The organism is Aestuariivirga sp. (assembly GCF_047600585.1).
In the GTDB taxonomy this organism is placed as follows: domain Bacteria; phylum Pseudomonadota; class Alphaproteobacteria; order Rhizobiales; family Aestuariivirgaceae; genus Aestuariivirga.
This window is the reverse complement of record NZ_JASGKP010000001.1, coordinates 2,758,996-2,781,071: the sequence shown is the minus strand read 5'-3', so window position 1 is coordinate 2,781,071 and position 22,076 is coordinate 2,758,996. Positions and strand designations below refer to the sequence as shown.

Genomic DNA, 22,076 nt, shown 5'->3' with positions numbered 1-22,076 from the left:
GAGTTGGAGTCCTTCTCCATTGCCGACTATTTGACGGGTTCAGCATCGCTTGAACGGGTGGCTGTTCAATCCAAAGAGATAAGTCTCACTTACTCTGAGTTGGCTGACTATGTGCCTCATCTTGCGACTAACCTCGACCGTCTGGGCATACGCGCTGGTGAGACGGTTGGTTTGGCGACCAAAGATCCTCTCCGCTCATTTCTTCTCGCACTAGCTCTTGGGTGGCGCGGATGCCGTTGGTTTCGGGCAACGCGCGAGGCTGTCTTCAGTACCAGTTTGTTCTACGACCATGTTCTTTCTGACACTCACCGGTCTCGTCCACCGCAGGGACGTTTTCATTTGCTGGGTGATGTTCTGGAATGGCCAGGCGGTGGTGCGCCAAAAGACGCGTACCGGTTCAAAAAAGATGAAATCGTGCTCTTTGGTCAGTCCTCTGGGACGACCGGAGAACCAAAAATATTGCCCATGACCGCAGCACAACTAAATTCGCGCTCAAGGCCCGAATTGCTGCTCGATGACAGTGTAGTTCCAGGAGTCGCCAGCGGCTTCCATTCTCTGCACATGGTCAGCTTTTACACCTTTCTCAGGACCTTCCGTAAAGGTGGAATGGTCGTCTTTGACAAATGCAGCGAAAATACCACGCACATCTTACTGTCGCCCGTGATGGCTTCCGAGTTTGTGCAGCGCGCGCCACAATCAAGAGCAAAAATACATAGTTGTTGGATTGGAGGCGGCCCCCTTTATCCGGCTCTAGCCCGCAAGCTGCTCGATCGCTTTCAGAACGTGGTTTACACCTACGGATCGCAAGAAGCCGGCAACGCGTCCTATCGAAACATCACGAGCCCAAACGACATCGGCGACCAGGCTGACGTCGGACAGTTGGCGAGTGGAGTTGACCTGAAGGTAGTTCTTGAAGATGGAGGTAGCGTACTTGCGGGAGAGCCAGGGATCATCCGCTACCGGACAGATTCCATGATCAGTGGCTATCTCGGAGATTCTGAAACCGCCATGGTAGATGGTTATTTCCAACCCGGGGATCTCGGCATACTTCATTCCAGCGGTCGCTTATCAATCAGCGGCAGAATTGCCGAACAATTTAATTTAGGCGGCGTAAAGCTGAATGCCAATTGGATTGATGAGGTCGTTCTTTCTGTTGACGGTGTCACAGATGCGATAAGTGCCACCACCGTTGACCAAGGGGGGCGTGAACACCTCTTAATTGGCTATGCTTCGTCAGTAGCAGTTGCAGCAGTGGAAAAATCTATCCGAGATCAGTTGCGAAAGAAATTTGGCAACGTTGCCGACAATAAGCTCGTTATCAAGAGACTTGAAGCAATTCCGAGGAATGAGAACGGGAAGTTGGACAGGAGACGATTTGCTCGTTTCGTGCATGCGTGACCTGCATCTAAGAGAGTCCAGGTCGCGATAGCCAAGAGCGTGTGGTAGCTGCTTCAGTGCGCAGCGTTGGATGTGTTTCCACGATCATGGGCTCTGCTGCAGATGACGCCGCTCGGGTGGTATAGGTCAGCCTACGATGGGGTTGGCAGCAAAGCGAGTAAAACCAGATTTATTGCCCGCGGATGGGGCAAACACGCTACGGTTGGTGGGGGTTGCGTCTCCACTGGTCTATGGCACTTACACTATGGCAGTCGCTCCGGACCACGAGCTCGAACTCAAAAGGCTCCTATCGAGGAACCGGCCACTTAGGATTTGGCTGAATGGAATCCATGGTCTCGTCCGCAACAGAAGGGGTGCCACTGTGGTCGTTGGACTCAGCCCCTGTGAGACGATGGAGCTTGTCCGTCTTGAAACCCTGCAATTCGGAGAGGACAAGACATCTCCTTCAACGATAAGCACCGCAGAAATTGAAAGGTACAGCGAGCTGTTCCACAATGTTCAAGCGGCCCTGTCTCTCTGGTTCTCTGGTGGGTTTAGGTCCGCAGGACGATGCGACTACATACATTGAGGGTGTCGCTGACTAGGATGCGGCGCAGAGCAGAAGCTTCGGAGGACTGAAGTGTATATAACTGCTGCAAGAGACTCGGACGTTGAGCGAGCTGTAAATTGTCTGGTAGATGCCTTTGCGGACGATCCGCAGATGGCATTCTTCTTTCCCTCGGTTGCGCAGGAGCGCGCAAGGGTAGTGTCCAAGTTTTTCACCATCCTGATGGAAGCACGACTTTCGCTGGATATGCCTGTCTTGATGATGAAGGACCGCGACACTGTTGTGGGTGCGTTAATGGGCTACGACACGCGCAGGCCCGAGTGGAAACCCGAACACGCAAGAAAGTTTGCGGAATTTGAAACGGTAGATCATGGCCTGGCTTTGCGCCTGCAACAGGCCGACCAAATCATGGAAGCCTGCAAACCTGTGGAACCGCACTATTATCTCGGAGTGGTGGGGGTTTTGCCCCAGTTCCAAGGACGCAAAATTGGGCGACGCCTCATTTCCGAATTTTTGAGGTCTTCCGAGCGAGACCCTGTTTCCCGAGGGACCTTTCTGGAGACTGCCAATTCTCGTAACGTTGCATTCTATGAGGCAATGGGGTTTCGCACATCTGGCAGCGGTCGAATTGGTGAAACCGGTGAACTCTGTTGCATGTATCGGGCTCATGCTGGCGGAGAACAATCCGTCGCTCCAGCAAAGCGTGGTTCGATGGACGTTGCAGAGCAACTACCGAAACTGCTCAAGAAACATTATGACAATGTTCTTCACGAGCCGACGCCACCCAAGCTGCAGAAACTCGCGGAAGAATTGGACGACAAGCTGGCGAGAATTGCGCAAGAGCAGAAACAAAAGTTATAGATCTCTCCGGGCGGGGTTTCACCGATCCAAAGCCTCAGCCATTCTAGATTGACATCACCAGCCTAGTTTACCGAAGGAGGAATCGTGCCCCAGTTCTTGGTTTCCATTCATCATCCCGACGACTTTGATCCAGCTTCCGAAGACGCAGCAATGGCGCAAGCCATTGATCAGCTCAACGACGAGATGACGGTCGCTGGAGTCCGGATATTTGTTGGCGGCCTTCGTCCTGCGGGGGAAGCCAAATCAATTCAAGCTCAACAGAAGGGACAAGTGACTATCGCTGATCGTCCTTATCTTCCCACCAGTGAACACGTGGGCGGCTTCTGGGTATTGGAAGCTGGCAACCTTGACGAAGCACTGGCGTGGGGTCAGAAAGCGGCGATTGCATGCAGAGCCCCCGTTGAGGTGCGCCAATTCAATTGAAGCGTTGCAGGATAGAATTGGGGTCAAATCTGGGGTCTTTCACCCACTTAAAATAAGATTTTCTTCTTAAAACAAATATTTGGTGGTATTTTTTGAATCCCTCCCTCTCCGCCATACTTTCTTTCGCCGCTATCCGCAGATAGGTGACTACTCCTTCGACGCCGGCGGATATCTCAACCGCCACGAGTCCGGTGTGATCGGGCCAAGGTCGCTGGCGCTTGTCAGCGTCACCGGGCGAAGCAACTGAACAGAACTGAGACTTCCCTCGAACTGCTTTCTGTGGTCTTAAGCCACCATGAGCGGTCAATCAGGTCCGGTGGGTCAATTCCTTTCGCCGCAACAACTGGCGGATTTCAATCGCCGTGCCAATGTCTTGGCCGCGGGTGAATCAAGTACCCAGCTCGAGCGGTCGTGCCGCGATCTCGTGCGCGACTATCCCGGTAAAGCTCTGGGACATTTCCTGCTGGGGCGGTGTCTGTTCGAACTGGAGCGGCTCCCTGAGGCCTTTCCCCACATCGAGACTGCCCACCGACTTGAGCCGGCCAATGCCAACTATGCCTACTACCTTGGCTTGGCCTTCACGACGATGAACTTGCCCGACCGGGCCCTCCCGCTCCTGCGGACCGCATACGAAAAAGGTGGACCGAACGTCGCCTTGTACGCAGAGACACTCTCCGAATGTTATTTCCAAATGGGCAGGAGTGAACTCGCCATTCCCGCCGCGACAAAAGCTCTGTCATTGAGCAAGACTATTGAAGATGAGCTTCGTTGCCGAGAATTGCTGTGCCGGGTTCTTTTCAGAGCCAACCAGGCCGAACAGGCGAGACCGCACATTACCAGGCTGGCGTCTTCCGGTCCTCGATATACCGTGCAGGCCGCGACCTTTGAAGCCCGCATCTCGAAGGAGGGGGCATCATCGGCTGTCGGCGAGAAACTACGGTCTTTCCTGCGGGACAGCAAATTGAACACAGAAAACCGCAGCGAAGTCCTGTTGGCGCTTGGGCGGCTCCATGAGCGCGACAAAAATTATTCTGAGGCCTTCTCCTGCTGGCAGAAATCCCGGGAAATCGCACTTGCACACGCTCCGCCGGAGAGAGACCACGGGACTTATCTCGCCTCTATGAAGCGGCTCTATGCCAATTCCCTGTTCGACTTGAACGTCGGAAACCCCAGCAGGGAACCCGTCTTCATCGTGGGAATGCCGAGATCAGGCACCACACTCACTGAACAGATCATCGGATCGCATCCCGATGCCGTGGCGGTCGGGGAACTCACGAATATCACGTCATTGGCACGTTACGTCCAGAATGAAGTCAAATCCGGAGACGGCAATGAACTTCTCATCCAAGCGCTGAACAAGGGCGAGTTCCGGAGGGTTGCGGATGAGATACTGCAATTCTTGAAGGCAATGGCGGGACGCCCTGCGAAGCGGATCATCGAGAAGATGCCGCACAACTTCTTGTACGTCGGATTTCTGGCCCTGTGTTTTCCCAACGTGCGCTTCATTCACAGTCTAAGATCCCCGCTGGATGCATTCATCTCCTCCTACCAGAACAACATGACCTCGTTTCACTCCTACTCCTACAGCCAAGAAACATATGGAAGAGAATACATCGCCCACATACAGCTGATGGACTATTGGAAGTCGGTAATCGGCGATCGCATACTCACGGTTCAATACGAGAAACTTGTCCAGTCACCGGAAGAATGGGCACCAAGGATCGTGGAATTCGCCGGTTTGGACTGGCAAGAAGAGTGTCTGAAGTTCTTCGAGAAGGCTGGAACGGTGAGGACCTTTAGTGCCGACCAGGTTCGCCAGCCCATTCACTCTTTATCAGTTGAGCGGTGGCGCCGTTATGAAACCCAATTGGCACCGTTAAGGTCTTTTCTTGACGCACACGGGTTTCGCTATCCGGACTGATGGAACTGCACGACGACTGTCTGCCGCCAGATGAGTATTTCGAAAAGACACCTCAAATAGGAGAAACGCCAAACTCCCATGGGAACGGACGAGCCTGCGCCTACGCCCGGGTGGCGCCGAGCCGGTCGGCCGAAGGCTCCTTGACGGCGGCGTCGACATTGGCAAGAAATGCAATAAGCGAGGCGGACAGTTTGATCGATCATCTCGGACAGTGGTGCGACAAGGTGGCAAACCTGGCCTCCACAGACCTCCGTGATGAAGCCAAGGGCTCCGCCAGCTACAGTGTCCTGATGGGTAAGGCCCATCTCGACGACTGGATGACGTGGCGAAGCAAGTTCGCGAAATGACGCAAGGAGTGGAAGTGCCAATTGGCAATGACGGTCAGGGCATGCAGATTGCCTCGATGGACAGCCTGAGGACCCGGGGCCCATTGGCGAGTTTCTGCAATGCCTCTGGGTCAACGAAGGCACTGCACAGAAGACTGCGTTCGCAGCGAGGGACCACTTTTGTGACGCGTTCAATGATGATGTCACGAACATTTTCGAAAGAGAAACCGCAGGACGCTGCCGCGGAATTGCATAAGCTCTTCAAGTCCGGAAAGTTCAATATGACCATCAATCACTGCTATCTTCTCGCAGAGGTGGCGCATGCTCACCGCGACCTGGAGGCCCAGAAAACGACCGGCTCCAAAGTTCTAGTCCCCTGAGCATCAGGATCATGGCAGTGAATATCGAGCAGGAAGTCCGATCCATCATGGAGCTTTATTCCGAGGGCCGATTCAAGCCGGGCCTCGAGAGGGCCTTCGCCTTGCACAAGGTGGCGCCGGATCTGGCGATCACCAACTATTGCGTTGGTCATGGTCTGGGCGCCACGAGCCGACAACGTGAGGCACTCCCCTACCTGCGCAAGGCGGTGCAGCACGAACCGCGAAACGCCGATTATCTGATCCGCTGCGGCAGGACCCTTCTCGATCTCGGGCATATTCGTGACGCTGAGGCGCACCTGCTGCGAGCCAGGGATATCAATCCAAGCCTGTCGATCATTCCGTGGACGCTGGCGATCTTTTACACCTCAATCAACCGCTTCGATCTCGCGGTTCCTTTGTTCGAGACGGTCCTGAAGATCGGCCTCCCTCACAATGTTGCCCATGGCGGAAGGCTGGACTTCGCACACGCACTGATCGAGGTAGGGCGAAACGAGGAAGCAGAGCTCATCTTGCGCAGTATGCTCACAGACCCTCGTGCCCGGGGACCGGCCTTGGCCGATCTGGCGACGATCAAAGCGTTGCCGGTGGATAGCGCGGAATATGCCATGCTCGAGGAGTTGTTGAAGGTGGAGGGCATTGGCGGATCGGAGAGATTTGTCCTTCTCAGTGCCAAGGCCCGTAGTCTTTCTTCTGCCAAGGATTACGCGCGGGAGTATGAAACCCTAAAGCAGGCGAAGCTTGCAAGGGTAGGTAAGGACACCCTTCCGACCCTAACTCGCATGATCGATGATCTGATCCAAGGCTTCACGCCCGGAATGATGTCGGAGCTGACGGCAATTGTCAGCAACAGGAATTTCAGACCGATTTATGTGGTGGGCTTGCCGCGTTCAGGAACCACTCTGACAGAAAGAATCCTGGCGTCCCATAGTGAGGTCGGTGGTGCGGGTGAACTCTACCTGATAAAGGAGTTGGTCTTCGGCATTCTCGCTGACAAGCCTGCTTATGATTTCCTCGATCGGGTGCGCGTGTTGGGGCGCACAAAAGTATTGGAGAGGTTGGCTGACGTCGAAGCAAACATGCGGTTTCTCTGCCCGGGTAAAGAGAGGATCGTCGACAAGATGCCCCATAATTTTCTGCATTGCGGAGCCATTGGGGCGCTCTTTCCGTCAGCGCGCATTGTTCATGTCATCCGGTCGCCTGCAGACAATTTCCTGTCCGGTTTCAAGGCAAGCCTCAATTCTACTCACAGTTATTTCAACTCGCCGGAAGCCTTTATTCCCTATTACGAGCAATACCGGAAGATCATGGAACACTGGTACAAAATCATGCCGGAGCGGATATTCCCGCTTCACTATGAGGAATTGGTAACCGACCCCAACAAGAAAATTGCAGAACTACTCGCGTTTTGCGAACTCGGGTGGGAAGAGGACTGCCTTTATCCTGAGCGCTCGGAAGCGCGCATCAGCACCGCGAGCATCACGCAGGCGAGGAGGCCGATCAATGCGGGTTCACTCGGCGGATGGAAGAGATATGCATCCGAATTGCAGGTTATCGTGGATAAACTCGGTGATGGCAGGTTCTCTGCGCCGGCTGTGGCAGGCTGAGTTGTTCGCCTACTGACTTGCCATATGGTCGCAGTGTCAACCGATGCCCGTGACAGTGGCATGCACTGCTAAGGGCCATTTCACTGGTGGGATCAATGGAGGGAACTTGTCGGAACAGACCCCTCCGTTGCCCGGCCTAGCCTGGGTGCCTGCTGGTATTCTTCCTGTCCGGAAAATTTCAAATTGTGCTCGAAGCATAGTCATATCCGCGCTGTCGCAACTTGGCAAACAGAGGCCCGAGCCGTGACTCGTATCGCCGCCAGCGTTCCACCGACGACGAGTATACCGGTTGCCGGACCTGGGTACGGCTGAATGTTCGCACCGTGTTTTTGCGCTCATGGAAATTCAGGCATGCGTCATCCCACGGGAGATCACAGAAAGCAATCAGTCTGCGCGACAAGGTTTCTTGGTCGGCGACCATGTCTTCATAGCGGAGCTCGAAAATCTGATCGGGAAAAAGCTTTTTCCAGTACCGCATCATTTCTTCATGGGCGAGATAACGATCAACATACGTTTCCTGGCCATAGGAATAGTCGTGGCTTCTGTTCATATTGTGTTGGAAAGCCGACACGAAGTTATCTGCGGGATGCCGCCGGCAGTGGATGATTTTCACCTTCGGAAAAATGGCGTGAATGAAGCCCAGATTTTCGAAATTGAATGGCGACTTGTCAACCACGCGCTTTTTTTCGCCTTCTTCAAAAATCGAGAAAAACGCCTTGAATTCTGAGGCGATGCTCTTGAGCATACCTTTCTGGGCATCGCGAATGATGTCTGCATGATCCGTTTCCCGCCAATAGTTACGCCGGAACATCCGGTCATGACGGTGGAATCGATCATGCTCGCCAATGTTTATGCAGGTGGGATGAGCCGAGATGACCTGGGATGTCAGCGTGGTGCCCGAGCGTGGCATCCCAACAATGAGGATGGGATGACTCTCATGATCGCCGAAAGGCGCCACGCGGTCGATCAGCTCCTGAGGGTAAAACATCCTTGACTGCGTCATTTGGCGATCCAACCGTTCCATGGCGTGCCGCTTGATGCCTAGAATGGCCCTGGACTTACTCCAGCAGTCGAATGCTTCGGCGTGCTGCCCTTCCACATCTCGGCAGCGTCCGAGAGCGAGCCAGAAGTTCGCCCTGTCCTGTTGATTTGTGTCTGGCGCAACAGCACGAGTCGCAAGTTCGGTAATCAGCCATTCAGGCACAGGCTTTGAGACAGCCATTCCGCGTGCAAAGAGAGCATCAGCGTGATCAGGTCTGTGCTTTATGACATCATCCAGCAGCGTATCGGCCTCGTGGGAACGGCCAATAGCGCCCAAGCACTCCGAGAGGTCCATGCGCACCGTGATGGAGTCATTGTCCCAGCCCAGATCCTGGCTCGCTTTCTCGAAGTGAGGGAGTGCTTTGAAGCCTTTTTCCAGAAGCATGTAGCATCGGCCCATGGTGTAGTTCAGGCCGGCATCATTGGGTTTGCGCGACAGGGCATCGCCGAGCACGGGAAAAGCATATTCCGGCAGAGCAAGATCGACATAGATGTCCGCCAGAAGGGCTGCGGTATAGGGCGCCCCTTTGTCCAATTCGTAGGCTTTCTGGGCAGCGGACAGGGCGAGCTCCAGCTCCAGTTTCGCCAAATGAATCCGGCCCATCAGATAGTGCGCTCTCGGGTTGTCGGGTACCTGCTTGAGGATGGCCTGCACGCGGGAAGCAGCGGCATCCAAGTTGCCTGCCGAGATCAGAGCGTTCGACTGGAGAAGTTCTTCGGTGATGTCCATGGGTCTCGGCTAGCCGGGAACGGGAACGAAAACAAGCCTCGCCCGTTTTGCTCTGAGTACTGTAGAACACTGTATGATAGCGGCTCATTGGCCCCGTGATCAGGGTAAGGACAGACCAGACGGGACCCGATCACGAGCCGTTATCTTCAGATGAAATAGCCCAGGTTGCCAATGCCACACATGCCTAGATGCAGCTTGTCTCGTAGCTGTAGTTTAGTTCCTTCAATCGAGAGAACAATGGGCCAAGCCTGTTCCCGTAGCGACGCCAAGCTCCCACCGATGTAGAGTAAACGGGTTGCCGTACTTGCGACCGGCTGAAGGTGCGGATTGTATTCTTTTGTTCATAGAAGGTCATGCACGCGGCATCCCAGGACAATCCACAAAACTCCAGAAGTCGTCTTGTTACTCCTTCTTGGTCGGCAATTGTATCCTCATACCTCATTTCGAAGACTTGGCCCGGAAAGCAACTCCTCCAGTGACGCATCGTGCTTTCTTGATGCATGTATTGTTCGACATATGCAATCTGGTCGTATGCATAGTCATGGTTCCTGTTCATGTCGTTTTTGAAGGCGGACAGGAAGTTGTCAGCGGGATGCCGCCTGCAATGGACAATTCGCGCGTCAGGAAAGACCAGCTTGATGAATCCGACGGACTCGAAATGCAGAGGGGATTTATCAACGATGATTTTGTCGTTCTCTTCAGTAAAGACGGCAAAAAATTTCCGGAACTCGTTTGCCACCTTTAGCAGTGCACCACCCTTGAACTCTTCCACCATGTTGAGTTGATGGGTCGGTTCCGAGTACTCCTTTCGGAAGGCGAGATCGTAGAGTTTGAACCTGTTAGTCTCTCCGATGTTCACGCAAGAGCGGTGGGCCCCGAGTATCTGAGCTGTCAGGGTTGTTCCCGAACGAGGCATTCCCACAACAAAAATCGGGCTGCAATCATGTACTCCATAGGGCTTTGCCCTCTGAAAGAGATTGGCAGTATACAAGGCGAGTGTTTGCTCCAGCCGTCCCGCAATCCTACTCGATTGGTGTTTCTCCAACCCCAACAATGTGCGTGAGCTTGACCAGAGTTCAAATGCTTCATCATATTGCTGGTTGAGTTCCTTGCACCTTCCCAGTCTTAAGAGCGCACGCGCGCGGATTGATGGACTTTGGCGATTGTCATTTGAAATTTTCTGCAGGGCCGGTTCAAGCCACACCGGAACCGGCTGGCTCAAGTTGTTTCCGCGCAAGAGCGCAACTTCTGTCCAATCCGGATATTCCAGATGCAGCTTGTCTAGCAGTTGATTGGCACTCTCCGAGTCCCCGATGTCATAAAGGCAGCTGGCTAGCTCGAGAATCGCTTTCGCATGTAGCCAAGGGTGAACTTTCGCTGCGACCGCACTTTCAAAAGCTGTTCGCGCTAACTGCCCTTTTTCCATGAGCATGTAGCAGCGGCCGAGTGCCATGTTGAGGTGATAGTCTTGCGGTAGAAGAGTCTCTGCTTTTAACAAAAGTGGCAGCGCAAACTCCGGCAACCGGAGATCAACGTAAGCCTCAGCTAGGAAGGCCGAAATTTTGGGATGATCAGGCGCCAGTCTGTGAGCGCGGTTGGCGGAGTCCAGGCAGGCCCGCGTCTCGCCGCGCGACTTGTGAACGCGGGCCATGAGCATGTGGCCAGCGGCCACATTGGGGTGCGACTTGAGCAAATACGATATATGCGGCAAGGCACCATCGACATCATTTCTTCCTAAACTATCATCTGCAGCTTGTAGCGCCTGCTCAAACTGCTTGCGACTTTCATCCATTGGGTATCGCTAACTTCAATTCCCGTAACAGGCAAGACTTGTCACAAGGTAATGCAGGGGGAGGTGGGGCGCGGGGGAGAAGCAACACACAGCGGCAGCCAATTTCTCAGGGAACAGGCAGAACAATACCTTGAGACGCTGGAGGAACGATGAGTCTCGCCGGCAGCGTGCCGCCCCCATCTGGAGGATGTCGGGAATCCCCAAGACTATTGTCAATGTCGCCGATCTGCACGAGCCCGTATAGTACGCCAAACCTGAAGCAGGCCGCAGGGTGTAAGGGCGTTGACGCTGTATTCGGCAAGGCCTTTCGCTGTATCAGTTTTGCCGACAACTTGCGTCAACTCCTACAAGCTTAACCGGAGCTTGGAGTAGGGAAAACGTTCCCTCAGCAGATACTGAGGATTGCCAATCACTGCGGGGCATTGTTCTCACACCCAGTGTCACCAACCGTTTGAAACTGACAAAACGCTGACAAACAATGCAAGCAAATTGTCAGGAGAATCATTCCATTTCTTTAAACGTTCTGATTGTACAGTCGTCATGCCTTTGGAAATGGAGCCCTCAATGAAGAAAACCCTTCTCGCCTCAGCTGCTCTGATTGTCTGCCTTTATGGCAACGCGTCTGCAGCGTCGCTTGTCGATCTTGGTCCTGCCAAGCTAGTCCCCCACCACAACTATGTTCAGCTCGCCGATGATGAAGGCGGCGGTGGTTCTGGTGGTGGCGGTGGTTCCGGTGGCGGCGGTGATGACGGCGACGACCACGATGCGGGTGACGATCATGGCGGTTCTAGCGGCTCAGGCGCAAACAGCGGTCCAGGGAATTCGAATGATGACGAAGCTGACGATGACAGCAACGATGGCCCAGACGACAATGGTGTCGATGATGACAGCACCGATGACAACAGTCTGGCGTCGTCTCCTGCCTGTGCAGGCCGTGACGTAACCAACGCTTCGACTGCCTGCGGCGGCTAACCACTGGACCGATGACGATCAGGGGCCGAAGCTCTGACGAGCTTTGGCCCCACTTCATTCAAGGCAGGTCTTTTGCCGGTGTTTCACTCGATGCCGAGAACGTGAAACACGTCCCGGACCGCCGCGTCACACAATTCGAATTTGCCATCAAGCTTGTAGACCATGGCATCGCCGATGAGGCGTTCCGCATGGCGGCGGGTGCCGTGATCAAGTGACCTGCTCTGGACAAAGCCCTTGGCCTTGTTCAGGTCGGAAATGCATTCGACCGCAAAGGCCGGAGTGGCAAGTGCGGTCACTCCAACAATCCACACGGCGATAGAGATCTTTTTCATTTCAAGTCTCGCAATCTCAAACCGTCACTGTGCGACAAGCGCAAGCTTAACATGACTTTATCCCTGGGGGAAACGAGGCGCGAACGATTGCCGCCCGCGCCCCGGTGGCGATCAGGGGTTCGAATTGTTGTTGTTATTGTTGTTGTTATTGCCGTCGGTATTGTTGTTGCTCTTGTCCTTGGCGGTTTCGAGGCGGCGCTCAAGGTTCGTGCCGCCCAGCAGCTTGTTGGCGTTGGTCATGCGCAGCGTGCATTCTTCCATGTTGTTGGCTTTCATGGCCTCCATGGCTGCATCGACTTCCCGGCCGCCCTCATCCTTGGAGGAGCCGTCGAGCTGGCCGACTGCGGCGCGCATGTCATTCAGGTTGGCCTCATCACACTTCCAGTCATCGGCGAAGGCCGGAGTGCAAAGGCCAAGTCCGGCCAAAGCAGCCGCAAATGCAAGTTTCTTCATGAGGGTGTCTCCCATTTCAGATGTCGGGTGAAATACCTGCCACACCGACAACATCTGGGCAGGCTTATGGTTCCACGGAAGACAACCTCAGTTTATTGGCGTGCCGCAACACCCCCGTCAGGCGGCGATGCCGAACAGTTTTCCCACCCCTGCCGTCACCGCCATGGCGAACACGCCCCACATCACCACGCGGAGCGTGGCAGGCACGAGTGGTGCGGCACCCGCCATGGCGCCCAGGGCTCCGAGGATGCCGAGGGTGATGACCGATACCACCAGCACGACGGGCAAAATCAATCCTGCAGGTGCCAGCACCGCCGCGATCACCGGGATGGCGGCAGCGGCACAGAAGGTGACACCGGACGCAAAGGCGGCCTGCAGCGGGTTCGCCACATGGATGTCCGAAAGACCCAGTTCATCACGCACATGCGCTCCGAGGGCATCCTTGGCGGTCAGCTCCTGGGCCACGAGCATCGCAGTCTTGTCCGAGAGGCCACGCTCCCGGTAGATCGCCGCGAGTTCTTCCAGTTCCTCCTGTGGCGTATCCTTCAGGGCCTGGGTTTCGCGAGCGATGTCGGCCTTCTCGATATCGGACTGGGACGAGACCGAAACATATTCGCCGGCCGCCATCGACATGGCACCGGCCGCAAGGCCCGCCACACCGGCAATCAGCACCGCGCCGGGCTCGGGATTGGCGGCAGCAACACCCACAATCAGCGACGAGGTGGAGACGATGCCGTCATTCGCGCCGAGAACGGCAGCGCGCAGCCACCCGCTCCGCATCAGGTAGTGGGGGTCATCGGGGTGAGCGGACGGTGCAGTCATGGGTCAATTCTCCTTGGCGCCTGCCTAGCGTGGCCTCCGGCCGCAGGCATGGCAATTCTTGCCGCAGCGGCAAGGCGCAGTGTCGCAGGTTATGTCTTGATCACGGCTTGCGCAGACGCGCGAAGAGCTTGGCTGGCGTGTCACCGTTTTCATTGCGCGAGCCATCATTCGCACCCGCCTTGAGCAGGGCACGGATCGCCTCGGTCTGCCGTGTGCGCACGGCATACATGAGCGCGGTGTTGCCGGCCTCGTCCTTGGCGTTCACGTCTTCGCCTGTGGCCAGCAATTGCGCGAGGCAATCGGTGCAGCCGGAGGCAGCCGCCAGCATCAGGGGGGTCACGCCGTCCTTCGATGGGCCGGGCTGCGGCGCCGCCTTGAGGATGAGCGCAAGGCTTCCGGCATTCGCTCCCAACGCCGCCGCATGGGCTGATGTGAAACCAGCCGGATCGGGCGACAACGGATCGACACGCGCGGCAAGCAGCCAGGCAAGGGCGGACTCGCTTCCGCTGCGCGCCGCATGCCACAGGCTGTTGCGTCCTTCCGGATCCGTCACGGCCAGCAAGGCCGGATCGAGCAGGGCCAGAAGCGTTTCCGGGGCGGTACAGTTCTTCACCACATCAATGGCGGCTTGCGTGCTGGTGCCCTCCATCCTGAGATGGGCCGCCGCCAGCGCCTGCAAGGCGGTTGCGTTGCAGACTCGTGCGGCTGCATCGAAGGCGTCTGCCGCCGCCACCGGCGTGAGCTTCGCTGTCGCCGCAGGGGAGAGAAGTGAAGCAAGCAGCTGTTCGCGGCCGGGACGCACGGCGAGCGACAACGCAGTCTCGCGGCCCTTGACCGTAACGCTGCTGTCGGCGCCCGCTGCCACGGCGGCAGCCGCTGATGCTGGCCGGTTCGCCTCGGCGGCGGCAGAAAGGGCAAGGCTTGCCTTGTCCGGCGCAGCCTGAAGAAGGGCCGCAACCGCAGGCGCAAGATCGCGCGCGGCGGCGAGGGAAAGCCAATCCTGCGCCGGTGCCGAACGCCCGGGAAGCTGCGTGGGTGCAGCCCCTGTGGTCGCGGAAGTGCCGCTGCCGCTCTCACCATTGCGCAAGGCAAGCTTCTTCTCCGTGGGGGGAACCGCAACAGTCATCCGTTCCAGGACGCGCGCCGATTTTGCGTCACCCTGTGCAGCAGCCTTGCGGTACCAAAAAATTGCCTTTGCCCTGTCGGGATCAACACCGAGGCCGAGACGATAGAGCCCGGCAAGCTGAAACTGGGCCTTCACATCACCTGCTTGCGCTGCGTCAGCAAGAGCCTTGGCAGCCTTGCCATATTGCCGCTTCACCAGAAGCACCTTGGTCGGATCTGTCTTCGCTGCGGCAACAGCGTGGGGCGAAGCGAAGGCCAGGAGCGCCACAATCGCAGTGAGGGAAAACGTCCAGCTATGCTGTGCCATATTTCGTGTCCATGACGATACCGGCTGCCTTGAGGAATTCGGTTGGAAGAATGCCGCCCGCGCAGATGATCACTGCATCGTTGGGCATGCGCTCGACGCCTGAATCGGTCTTCAATTCGAGATCATGTTCACCGATGCCTTTCACCGTGGATTTCAGCATCACGCGAAGCCGGCCCGAGGCGGATTGTGATGCAAGCTTCTCGCGGTTCTTCGCCTTGGCGCGTCCGAAGGCTTCGCTGCGGTAGGAGAGCGTCACCGTCGTCCCCGGCTGTTCGGCGATGCTCGTTGCCGCTTCCAGGGCTGAATCGCCGCCGCCCACCACCAGCACATGCTTGCCGGCAAACTGTTGTGGATCGATCAGCTGGTAGACGACTTTTTTCTGGTCTTCGCCGGGCACGCCGAGGCGACGGGGCGTGCCCCGCCGGCCAATCGCCAGAAGCACGGCGGAGGCCCGCGTCTCACCCGCCTGCGAGGTGATGACGAAGCCCGAGCCTGTGGAATCGATCTTGTCCACCCGGTCGCGGTAGCGGATGTTCAACTGCTGCTGGCTCTCGATGCTGCGCCAGAACTCCAGCAGCTGCTCCTTCGATACCTCCCGGAAATTGGCCTGACCGACAAGCGGCAGCTTGACCGGCTGCGTCATCACCACCTTGCCGCGCGGATACTTGAAGACGGTGCCGCCCAGGTCATCCTGCTCGATGACGATGTAGCGGAGCTTTGCCTCCTTCGCGGCAAGGGCAGCGGCGAAACCTGCCGGCCCCGCACCGATGATCGCCACGTCATAGTCGTTGCCCTGCGCCGTGCGCGGCATCTTCTTGATGCTCTCCATTGCCTGCCGGCCCTGTTCGACGGCATTGCGGATGAGGCCCATGCCGCCCAGTTCGCCCGCAATGAAGATACCGGGCACATTGGTCTGGAAGTCGGGGCCGACGCGGGGAAGATCCACACCTCGCTCGGATGTGCCGAAAACGAGGCTGATGCCCTGCACGGGACAGGCCGTCTTGCAGGCGCCGTGACCGATGCAGTGGGTGGGCTCGATCAGCTCCGCCTTGCCGCCGATCACCCCCAGCACGGTTTTCTCCGGACAGGCCACCACACAGGTGGCGCAACCGATGCACCTGTCAATGTCGATCTTCGGATGAAGCGAACTGGGCTCGGTCAATCCCGCTTCGCGCGCCGCCTCGCGAATGGCGATCGCTTCCTTTTCCTTCCTCCGGCCTGTCAGGAAATAGAAGACGAGGATGGCGGCAACGAGGACGGCGTATGGCCAGAGATTGGTCATCCCTGCTCAGTCGATCCCGAGTTGCTTTGCCGCGCTTTCGATCTCGGTCTTGCGCACCGGATCGCTGGCGAAGGCCTGCAGGGCCTTTTCCTTTGCGCCCTTCGCGGCAGCCGGATCGTTGAGCACCATGTAGGACCGCATCAGGCGCACCCAGCCTTCGCTGTCGCCCGGTGAAGACTCGAGCCGGGCGGCAAGCTTGGCCACCATGCCGCGGATCACCTGCTGCTGATCGTCGGGCGCCAGCTGTTGAATGGCGGCGCGCGTGTCCTGATCCACGGTGTTGAGATCGGGCGCGGCGGCACCGGACATCATGGGCGGAAGAGCGCCACCTTGAGGTTGCGCCGACCCTTGCCCGGCGGTTTGTCCTGCCGCCACGGCCTTCAGCCCGGCGACCGTATCCGGATCATCCTTGAAGATGGCGAGCGCATCGGCGAGTGCCTTGTCGGCGCCGGCCTTGTCGCCGCGCACCGTCAGTGAACGGATCATCATCGCCCAGCCGTCTCGGTCCTTGGGATTGGCCGCAAGCTTCTGCGCAAGCTTGGCGATCATGCCGTCAACCATGGCGTTCTTCTCGGCCTGGCCGAGGGGAGCGGTCTGTTGCGCGGGCGGCAGGCTGGGCAGCGCCAGCGCAGCGGAAACGTCGCGCCCCGTCGCCTTGCCCAGGTCGGCAATGCGGGCCTTCACGTCTTCGCGCCAGCCGGCGTCGGAGGGCGCGTCCTGCAGCAGCGCCAGCCACTGGTCCAGCGCGACGGACTGGTCGCCGGCCTGTTCGCTCGCCAGCGCACCATAGAAACGGGCGCGGAATTCCTTGGGGTCCGCCGCAAGAACCTCGCTGATCAGCTTCTGCGCTTCGGGCGTGACACTGCCGTCGGCGGCCTGCACGAGCGCTTCAGCATAGGAAGACTTGTAGTCGATGTTGCCGGGATCAAGGGCAAGGGCGCGCTTGTAGGCGTCCGCCGACTGGGCATAGTTCTGCAGGTTGAAATAGGACCAGCCCAGCATGCGCCAGCCTTCGGCATCGTTCGGCTGGCTCTTCAGGCGCTCGGCAAGCTTGCTCACCATGTCGGTGACCTGTCCGGCTCCACCAGCCGCAGCTGCAGCATTATCAGCAGGCGTGGTGTTGACCATTTCGGCCTGTGACACGCTCGCCGTCGATGGCGCGCTTGCCACTGCAGGGCTGGGCACCGCATTGAGATCGGGGCGGCCCAACAGCAGGTAGAGATTGACCGAGCCCAGGATCAGCAGGCCGGCGGTGGAGGCGAGCGCCACGCCGCGCCACGGCGAGGGAACGGGCCGCTGGGTTTCGACCGTCTTCTGCACGGCCGCGAGCCTGCGCTGGATCTCGCTCTTCGCAAGCTCGGCGTCGCTGTCGCTGATGTTGCCGGCGGCGACATCCGTTTGCACTTCCGCCAACTGGCTTTCGTAGATCGCCGCCTCACGCTGCGCGCGCTGGCTGGCGGATTCAAAGCGGCGGATCAGTGGGTAGGCGAGCGCAACTGCGGCAGCACTGCACAAGATGGTGAGAACAGGCCAAACCTGCATCTTCAATATTCCTCGGGTCTGATGTCTGGAGAGGGTGTCGTTGTGCTGCCAGGCGTTTCGGCGCTGTCCTCAGCCACAGAGGACCGGCGCAGAAAATAGAAGCCGCTAACCGCAAGGGCGGCGGCGAACATGAGATAGGGCGCAAGCCAGAGAAGCGCGGTGTCCTTCTGGAACGGCGGCTTCAGCAGGACGTAGTTGCCATAGCGCGCCACGACATAGTCGATCACCTGTTCGTTGCTGTCGCCGGCGGTCAGCCGTTCGCGCACGATGATGCGCAGGTCGCGCGCCAGTGGCGCATTCGAATCGTCGATGGACTGGTTCTGGCAGACGAGGCAGCGCAGGTCCTGGCTGATGATGCGGGCGCGGCCTTCGAGTGCGGGATCGCTCAGCACCTCATCCGGATTGACCGCGTGAACCGGCAGGCTGACAAGCAGCGCCAGACCGAGAGCCTGCGCAAGCGACAGAATGGAGCGGAGAAGCCGGATCATGACTTCTTTTCCTTCTCGATCAGCGGCTCGATCTCCGTCCGCCAGATTTCGGGCGTCATCGGACCCGGCACCCTGAGGCGCACGCGGCCCTTGCGATCAATGACAAATGTTTCGGGCACGCCTGTGACGCCCAACTCAATTCCGGTACGGCCTGAGGGATCGCTGCCGATTTCCTGGAAGGGATTTCCGAACGTGGCGATGAAGCTCCGCGCATTGTCCGGTTCATCCTTCCAGTTCAGTCCCACGAGATGGAAGCGCTGGTCCTTTGCCTTGGCCATGAGGAAGGGATGCTCGAGGCGGCAACCGCTGCACCACGATGAGAAGACATTGATCAGCACGAGACCGTTGTCCGGCAGCTTGGCGCTGTCGAGCCCTGCGCCTTGCTGCTCGAGCGAGGGCAGGTGGAAGTCCGGCAGCTTGCGGTCGATCAGCATGGAGGGAATGACGCGGGGGTCGTTGCGCAGACCCATGGCAAGGGCGCCGCCCAGAACCGCGAAGGCAAAAACGGGAATGAGTGTGGCGATCCGCAGCTTCATGGCTCAGGCTCCGCTCGCAAGCGCAGGCCGGACCAGCGCCTGCTGTTTCGCCCGTTGTGGAATGCCGACGCGGAAGCGCCGATCGGAAAGCGAAATGAAACCGCCGAGTGCCATGCAGATGCCGCCGAACCAGAGCCAGGGCGCCAAGGGATGATAGTAGAGACGCACGGTCCACTTGCCCTGATTGTCTTGTTCGCCGATGGCGACATAGAGGTTCCACAAGAGATTGGTGTGGATGCCCGTCTGCGTGGTCTGCTTCTGTTGGACGCGGTAGAAGCGGCGCTCGGGCTCGAGGATCTTGAACACCTCGCCCCTGTCGGAGAAGGCGAAGCGGCCGCGCTCGGCTTCATAGTTGGGGCCCTGCATCACGTCGACCGAGAGAAGTTCGACCTGATAGCCGCCAATCCGCGTGATGTCGCCGGGCCGCATGGCGAGGATGTTTTCCTCCTGCCAGGTCATCACCGTCGTAATGGCGGCAACGACGAAGCCGAGTCCCATATGGCCGAGGACCAGTCCGTAAAACGCACCGGGCGTTGTGCGGATGAGGGTGAGCGTGGTTGCGAAGGGCACTGTGCCGAGCCGCACCCGCTGGATCAGAACCCAGAGCGAGCCGGCGATGATCCACACCGCGAATGCAAGACCCACGGCGGTGAAGACCTTGCCGATGCCGAAGGTGATGATGCCGCCCGCGAGGGCCGCAAGGCCAAGCGCGAGCGGAATCCGGATGCGTTTCAGCACTTCGCGCGCCGTGTCACGCTTCCAGCGCAGGAAAGGCCCGGCCGCCATCACCGCAAGAATGGGGAGGAAGAGCGGCACGAAGGTGCGGTTGTAGAAGGGAGGGCCTACCGAAATCTTGTCGCTCGTCATGAGGTCGATGAAGAGAGGATAGAATGTGCCGATGAAGACTGTGCCGCAGGCGGTGACGAGCAGCGCATTATTCAGCACAAGTCCGCCCTCGCGGCTGAACATGGCGAAGGGCGCGCCCTGCCGCACCGCCGACATGCGCCAGGCATAGAGTGTAAGCGCCGAGCCCGTCGCGCCGATCAGGATCGCGAGGATGAAGACGCCGCGCGCCGGATCGGTGGCGAAGGCATGCACGCTGGTCAAGACGCCCGAACGCACGACGAAGGTGCCGACGAGGCTGAGCGAAAAGGTGAGGATCGCGAGCAGGATGGTCCAGGTCACCAGCGCCTGACGGCGTTCGACGACGAGCGCCGAATGAAGAAGCGCCGTGCCGGCGAGCCACGGCATGAGCGAGACGTTCTCGACCGGATCCCAGAACCACCAGCCGCCCCAGCCCAGAATATAGTAGGCCCAGAAACTGCCGAGGGTGATGCCGAGGGTGAGGAAACACCAGGCCGCCAACACCCAGGGGCGCACCCAACGGGCCCAAGCGGCATCAACGCGTCCTTCGATGAGGGCAGCAACGGCAAAGGCGAAGGACACGGAGAAGCCGACATAGCCGAGATAGAGACAGGGCGGATGAAGCGCGAGACCGGGATCCTGCAGGATCGGGTTCATGCCGTTGCCGTCGCTGGGCGGCATGTCGAGCCGGAGGAACGGATTCGACGTGAAGAGGAGGAAGGCGAGGAAGGCCGCGGCAATCATGCCCTGCACGGAAAGAACGCGCGCCTTGAGGGGCAGCGGGGTGTTGCGGCCAAACACCGCAATCGCCGCAGCGAAGAGACAGAGAATGAGAGTCCACAGCAGCATCGAGCCTTCGTGGTTCGCCCATACGCCACTGAACTTGTAGATCAGCGGCTTGGCGATTTCGGAGTTCGCTGCAATGAGTCGCACGGAGAAGTCCGAGTGCAGGAACGACCAGGCGAGCGCGGCGAAGGACAGAGCCACAAGCAGGAATGATGTGACCGCCGCAACGCTGCCGAAGCGCATGAATGATTCGTCACCGCGATGGGCGCCGACAAGCGGAATGACCGACAGGCTCAGAGTGACGAAAAGCGCAAGGATCAGCGCGAAATGGCCGGTTTCCGCTATCATTTTAATCAAACCTCATTGCAAGAAGGCGCGCCATCAGTTCGCCGCTAACGATGAGAATACATAAAAATATAACACTCATCGTGCAATTGATGGAATGTTATCCTGTCAGTGTTTAGTCAGTTTCAGATGGGTAATATGGGCGTTTTCATTGAGGGGTTTGTTCGCTGTGCAACACGTTGAGGCCTTGCGGAGAACTGAAGGCCACGGTGGTGCGGCAGCGCCGAGGTATAACACCTCTTCATCGCATGGTGTGCAGCCGGTTAACGGCAGGGGCCATCCCGAACCACCGCGTTCACAGCCCATGGCTGACGATGAAACGACAACCGGTAGTGCCATTCTCAAGGTGCTGGCCCAGGTCTTCACCTTTGCCACTGTGGCCCTTCTCGTGACGGGATTTGTCATCCGCAAGCAGGACATCTTCGTTCCCTCGGAAGGCTGGGGCTATGTCCTCGGCATCATGGGCGGCATCAGCATGCTGCTGCTTCTCTTCTATCCCATGGTGAAGCGGATACCGTCGCTCGGCTTCCGTGATCACTCCGTGTTCTGGCTGAGAGCGCACATGGTGCTGGGCACGGTCGGTCCGCTGCTCATTTTCTTTCATTCCAATTTCTCGCTCGGCGCCACCAACAGCAACATCGCGCTCTTCTGCATGATCCTTGTTGCGGTAAGCGGCGTGGCAGGCCGCTATGTCTATACCCGTGTGCACCGGGGCCTGAGCGCCGTGCGCTTCGACCTCAACACGCTGCTGGCGGGCTCATCGCGCCTGCTTGCCATGATTGGCGAGGATACCGGCGGCAACAACGCCCTCGTTGCCCGTCAGATGGCGGACTTCGCGTCTGTTGCGATGCCGGCGAAGCGGAGCGTCATGACGTCGATCAGCACGGCCGTCATGCTGCCCTTGCGGGCGTCGTTCGCACGCAGCAACATGATGCACGAGGTGCGGCAGACGATTACACGAAACGCCGAACTCCAGGGTTGGAGCAAGGCCGAGAAGAAGGAACGGCTGCGCCACGCAAGGCAGCATGTGAACGAGTTCCTTTACTATGCCACCCGGGCATCGCAGTTGAAGTTCTGGGAACACATGTTCTCGCTCTGGCACATTCTGCATGTTCCACTTTTTTTCGTCTTGTTGGTCAGTGGCGTCATTCACGTGGTAGCGGTGCACCTTTATTAACAACGGTCTGGGGATGACTCGA

Annotated in this window: 20 protein-coding genes; 9 read left to right on the top strand and 11 right to left on the bottom strand. The window is 58.1% G+C overall.

Annotated elements, in window-relative coordinates; genetic code table 11:
* Positions 1–3 precede the first annotated feature (3 nt).
* The 7 genes from QM801_RS13740 (at position 4) to QM801_RS13710 (ending at position 7,460) form a co-directional block, all read left to right on the top strand.
* Complete coding sequence (locus QM801_RS13740; protein WP_415019777.1) at positions 4–1,398, top strand: class I adenylate-forming enzyme family protein; 1,395 nt, start codon at positions 4–6, stop codon at positions 1,396–1,398.
* Positions 1,399–2,098: 700 nt separating this feature from the next.
* Positions 2,099–2,806 (top strand): GNAT family N-acetyltransferase, encoded by a 708-nt coding sequence (locus QM801_RS13735; protein WP_415019776.1) that lies wholly within the window; start codon positions 2,099–2,101, stop codon positions 2,804–2,806.
* Between the two features lie 84 nt (positions 2,807–2,890).
* The gene (locus QM801_RS13730; protein ID WP_415019775.1) at positions 2,891–3,229 is read left to right on the top strand and encodes a YciI family protein; all 339 of its coding nucleotides are present in this window, start codon (positions 2,891–2,893) and stop codon (positions 3,227–3,229) included.
* Positions 3,230–3,524: 295 nt separating this feature from the next.
* Positions 3,525–5,150, top strand: a complete 1,626-nt coding sequence (locus tag QM801_RS13725) for a tetratricopeptide repeat-containing sulfotransferase family protein (protein ID WP_415019774.1) — start codon at positions 3,525–3,527, stop codon at positions 5,148–5,150.
* A complete protein-coding gene (locus QM801_RS13720) occupies positions 5,150–5,497 on the top strand; it encodes a hypothetical protein (protein WP_415019773.1) in 348 nt (115 codons plus the stop codon). Before QM801_RS13725 ends, QM801_RS13720 begins: the two co-directional genes overlap by 1 nt.
* A complete protein-coding gene (locus QM801_RS13715; RefSeq protein ID WP_415020930.1) occupies positions 5,494–5,856 on the top strand; it encodes a zinc-binding dehydrogenase in 363 nt (120 codons plus the stop codon). Before QM801_RS13720 ends, QM801_RS13715 begins: the two co-directional genes overlap by 4 nt.
* Positions 5,857–5,867: 11 nt before the next feature.
* Positions 5,868–7,460 (top strand): tetratricopeptide repeat-containing sulfotransferase family protein, encoded by a 1,593-nt coding sequence (locus QM801_RS13710; protein ID WP_415019772.1) that lies wholly within the window; start codon positions 5,868–5,870, stop codon positions 7,458–7,460.
* Positions 7,461–7,638: 178 nt separating this feature from the next.
* Here the strand turns inward: QM801_RS13710 and QM801_RS13705 are convergent, their stop codons facing one another.
* Together QM801_RS13705 and QM801_RS13700 are read right to left on the bottom strand one after the other, a co-directional pair.
* Positions 7,639–9,231 (bottom strand): sulfotransferase, encoded by a 1,593-nt coding sequence (locus QM801_RS13705; RefSeq protein WP_415019771.1) that lies wholly within the window; start codon positions 9,229–9,231, stop codon positions 7,639–7,641.
* Positions 9,232–9,415: 184 nt separating this feature from the next.
* Positions 9,416–11,023, bottom strand: a complete 1,608-nt coding sequence (locus tag QM801_RS13700) for a tetratricopeptide repeat-containing sulfotransferase family protein (protein ID WP_415019770.1) — start codon at positions 11,021–11,023, stop codon at positions 9,416–9,418.
* A 564-nt stretch (positions 11,024–11,587) separates the two neighbouring features.
* On the opposite strand from QM801_RS13700, the gene QM801_RS13695 reads away from it, so the two are divergent.
* Positions 11,588–11,995, top strand: coding sequence for a hypothetical protein (locus QM801_RS13695; RefSeq protein WP_415019769.1), 408 nt, complete (start codon positions 11,588–11,590; stop codon positions 11,993–11,995).
* A gap of 83 nt (positions 11,996–12,078) precedes the next feature.
* Here the strand turns inward: QM801_RS13695 and QM801_RS13690 are convergent, their stop codons facing one another.
* The 9 genes from QM801_RS13690 to QM801_RS13650 form a co-directional block, all read right to left on the bottom strand.
* Positions 12,079–12,327, bottom strand: a complete 249-nt coding sequence (locus QM801_RS13690) for a hypothetical protein (RefSeq protein WP_415019768.1) — start codon at positions 12,325–12,327, stop codon at positions 12,079–12,081.
* Positions 12,328–12,438: 111 nt separating this feature from the next.
* Complete coding sequence (locus QM801_RS13685; protein ID WP_415019767.1) at positions 12,439–12,780, bottom strand: hypothetical protein; 342 nt, start codon at positions 12,778–12,780, stop codon at positions 12,439–12,441.
* Positions 12,781–12,897: 117 nt separating this feature from the next.
* On the bottom strand, positions 12,898–13,602 hold the full coding sequence (locus QM801_RS13680; protein WP_415019766.1) for a VIT family protein: 705 nt from the start codon (positions 13,600–13,602) through the stop codon (positions 12,898–12,900).
* Between the two features lie 100 nt (positions 13,603–13,702).
* Complete coding sequence (locus QM801_RS13675; RefSeq protein WP_415019765.1) at positions 13,703–15,034, bottom strand: ankyrin repeat domain-containing protein; 1,332 nt, start codon at positions 15,032–15,034, stop codon at positions 13,703–13,705.
* Positions 15,021–16,316 (bottom strand): NAD(P)-binding domain-containing protein, encoded by a 1,296-nt coding sequence (locus tag QM801_RS13670; RefSeq protein WP_415019764.1) that lies wholly within the window; start codon positions 16,314–16,316, stop codon positions 15,021–15,023. Before QM801_RS13670 ends, QM801_RS13675 begins: the two co-directional genes overlap by 14 nt.
* A gap of 6 nt (positions 16,317–16,322) precedes the next feature.
* On the bottom strand, positions 16,323–17,858 hold the full coding sequence (gene ccmI / locus QM801_RS13665) for a c-type cytochrome biogenesis protein CcmI (RefSeq protein ID WP_415019763.1): 1,536 nt from the start codon (positions 17,856–17,858) through the stop codon (positions 16,323–16,325).
* A gap of 2 nt (positions 17,859–17,860) precedes the next feature.
* Positions 17,861–18,346, bottom strand: coding sequence for a cytochrome c-type biogenesis protein (locus QM801_RS13660; RefSeq protein ID WP_415019762.1), 486 nt, complete (start codon positions 18,344–18,346; stop codon positions 17,861–17,863).
* On the bottom strand, positions 18,343–18,882 hold the full coding sequence (locus tag QM801_RS13655; protein WP_415019761.1) for a DsbE family thiol:disulfide interchange protein: 540 nt from the start codon (positions 18,880–18,882) through the stop codon (positions 18,343–18,345). The genes QM801_RS13660 and QM801_RS13655 overlap by 4 nt, the downstream gene beginning before the upstream one ends.
* Before the next feature lie 3 nt (positions 18,883–18,885).
* Positions 18,886–20,880, bottom strand: a complete 1,995-nt coding sequence (locus QM801_RS13650) for a heme lyase CcmF/NrfE family subunit (protein WP_415019760.1) — start codon at positions 20,878–20,880, stop codon at positions 18,886–18,888.
* A 301-nt stretch (positions 20,881–21,181) separates the two neighbouring features.
* On the opposite strand from QM801_RS13650, the gene QM801_RS13645 reads away from it, so the two are divergent.
* On the top strand, positions 21,182–22,054 hold the full coding sequence (locus QM801_RS13645; protein WP_415019759.1) for a hypothetical protein: 873 nt from the start codon (positions 21,182–21,184) through the stop codon (positions 22,052–22,054).
* Positions 22,055–22,076 lie beyond the last annotated feature (22 nt).

Excerpts from the sequence above, each read along its gene's own strand:
- QM801_RS13660 (WP_415019762.1), bottom strand. The coding sequence starts at position 18,346 with ATGATCCGGCTTCTCCGCTCCATTCTGTCGCTTGCGCAGGCTCTCGGT.
- ccmI (WP_415019763.1), bottom strand. The coding sequence starts at position 17,858 with ATGCAGGTTTGGCCTGTTCTCACCATCTTGTGCAGTGCTGCCGCAGTT.
- QM801_RS13670 (WP_415019764.1), bottom strand. The coding sequence starts at position 16,316 with ATGACCAATCTCTGGCCATACGCCGTCCTCGTTGCCGCCATCCTCGTC.
- QM801_RS13655 (WP_415019761.1), bottom strand. The coding sequence starts at position 18,882 with ATGAAGCTGCGGATCGCCACACTCATTCCCGTTTTTGCCTTCGCGGTT.
- QM801_RS13650 (WP_415019760.1), bottom strand. The coding sequence starts at position 20,880 with ATGATAGCGGAAACCGGCCATTTCGCGCTGATCCTTGCGCTTTTCGTC.
- QM801_RS13685 (WP_415019767.1), bottom strand. The coding sequence starts at position 12,780 with ATGAAGAAACTTGCATTTGCGGCTGCTTTGGCCGGACTTGGCCTTTGC.
- QM801_RS13710 (WP_415019772.1), top strand. The coding sequence starts at position 5,868 with ATGGCAGTGAATATCGAGCAGGAAGTCCGATCCATCATGGAGCTTTAT.
- QM801_RS13700 (WP_415019770.1), bottom strand. The coding sequence starts at position 11,023 with ATGGATGAAAGTCGCAAGCAGTTTGAGCAGGCGCTACAAGCTGCAGAT.
- QM801_RS13675 (WP_415019765.1), bottom strand. The coding sequence starts at position 15,034 with ATGGCACAGCATAGCTGGACGTTTTCCCTCACTGCGATTGTGGCGCTC.
- QM801_RS13735 (WP_415019776.1), top strand. The coding sequence starts at position 2,099 with ATGGCATTCTTCTTTCCCTCGGTTGCGCAGGAGCGCGCAAGGGTAGTG.
- QM801_RS13695 (WP_415019769.1), top strand. The coding sequence starts at position 11,588 with ATGAAGAAAACCCTTCTCGCCTCAGCTGCTCTGATTGTCTGCCTTTAT.
- QM801_RS13680 (WP_415019766.1), bottom strand. The coding sequence starts at position 13,602 with ATGACTGCACCGTCCGCTCACCCCGATGACCCCCACTACCTGATGCGG.
- QM801_RS13705 (WP_415019771.1), bottom strand. The coding sequence starts at position 9,231 with ATGGACATCACCGAAGAACTTCTCCAGTCGAACGCTCTGATCTCGGCA.
- QM801_RS13720 (WP_415019773.1), top strand. The coding sequence starts at position 5,150 with ATGGAACTGCACGACGACTGTCTGCCGCCAGATGAGTATTTCGAAAAG.
- QM801_RS13725 (WP_415019774.1), top strand. The coding sequence starts at position 3,525 with ATGAGCGGTCAATCAGGTCCGGTGGGTCAATTCCTTTCGCCGCAACAA.
- QM801_RS13645 (WP_415019759.1), top strand. The coding sequence starts at position 21,182 with ATGGCTGACGATGAAACGACAACCGGTAGTGCCATTCTCAAGGTGCTG.
- QM801_RS13715 (WP_415020930.1), top strand. The coding sequence starts at position 5,494 with ATGACGCAAGGAGTGGAAGTGCCAATTGGCAATGACGGTCAGGGCATG.
- QM801_RS13690 (WP_415019768.1), bottom strand. The coding sequence starts at position 12,327 with ATGAAAAAGATCTCTATCGCCGTGTGGATTGTTGGAGTGACCGCACTT.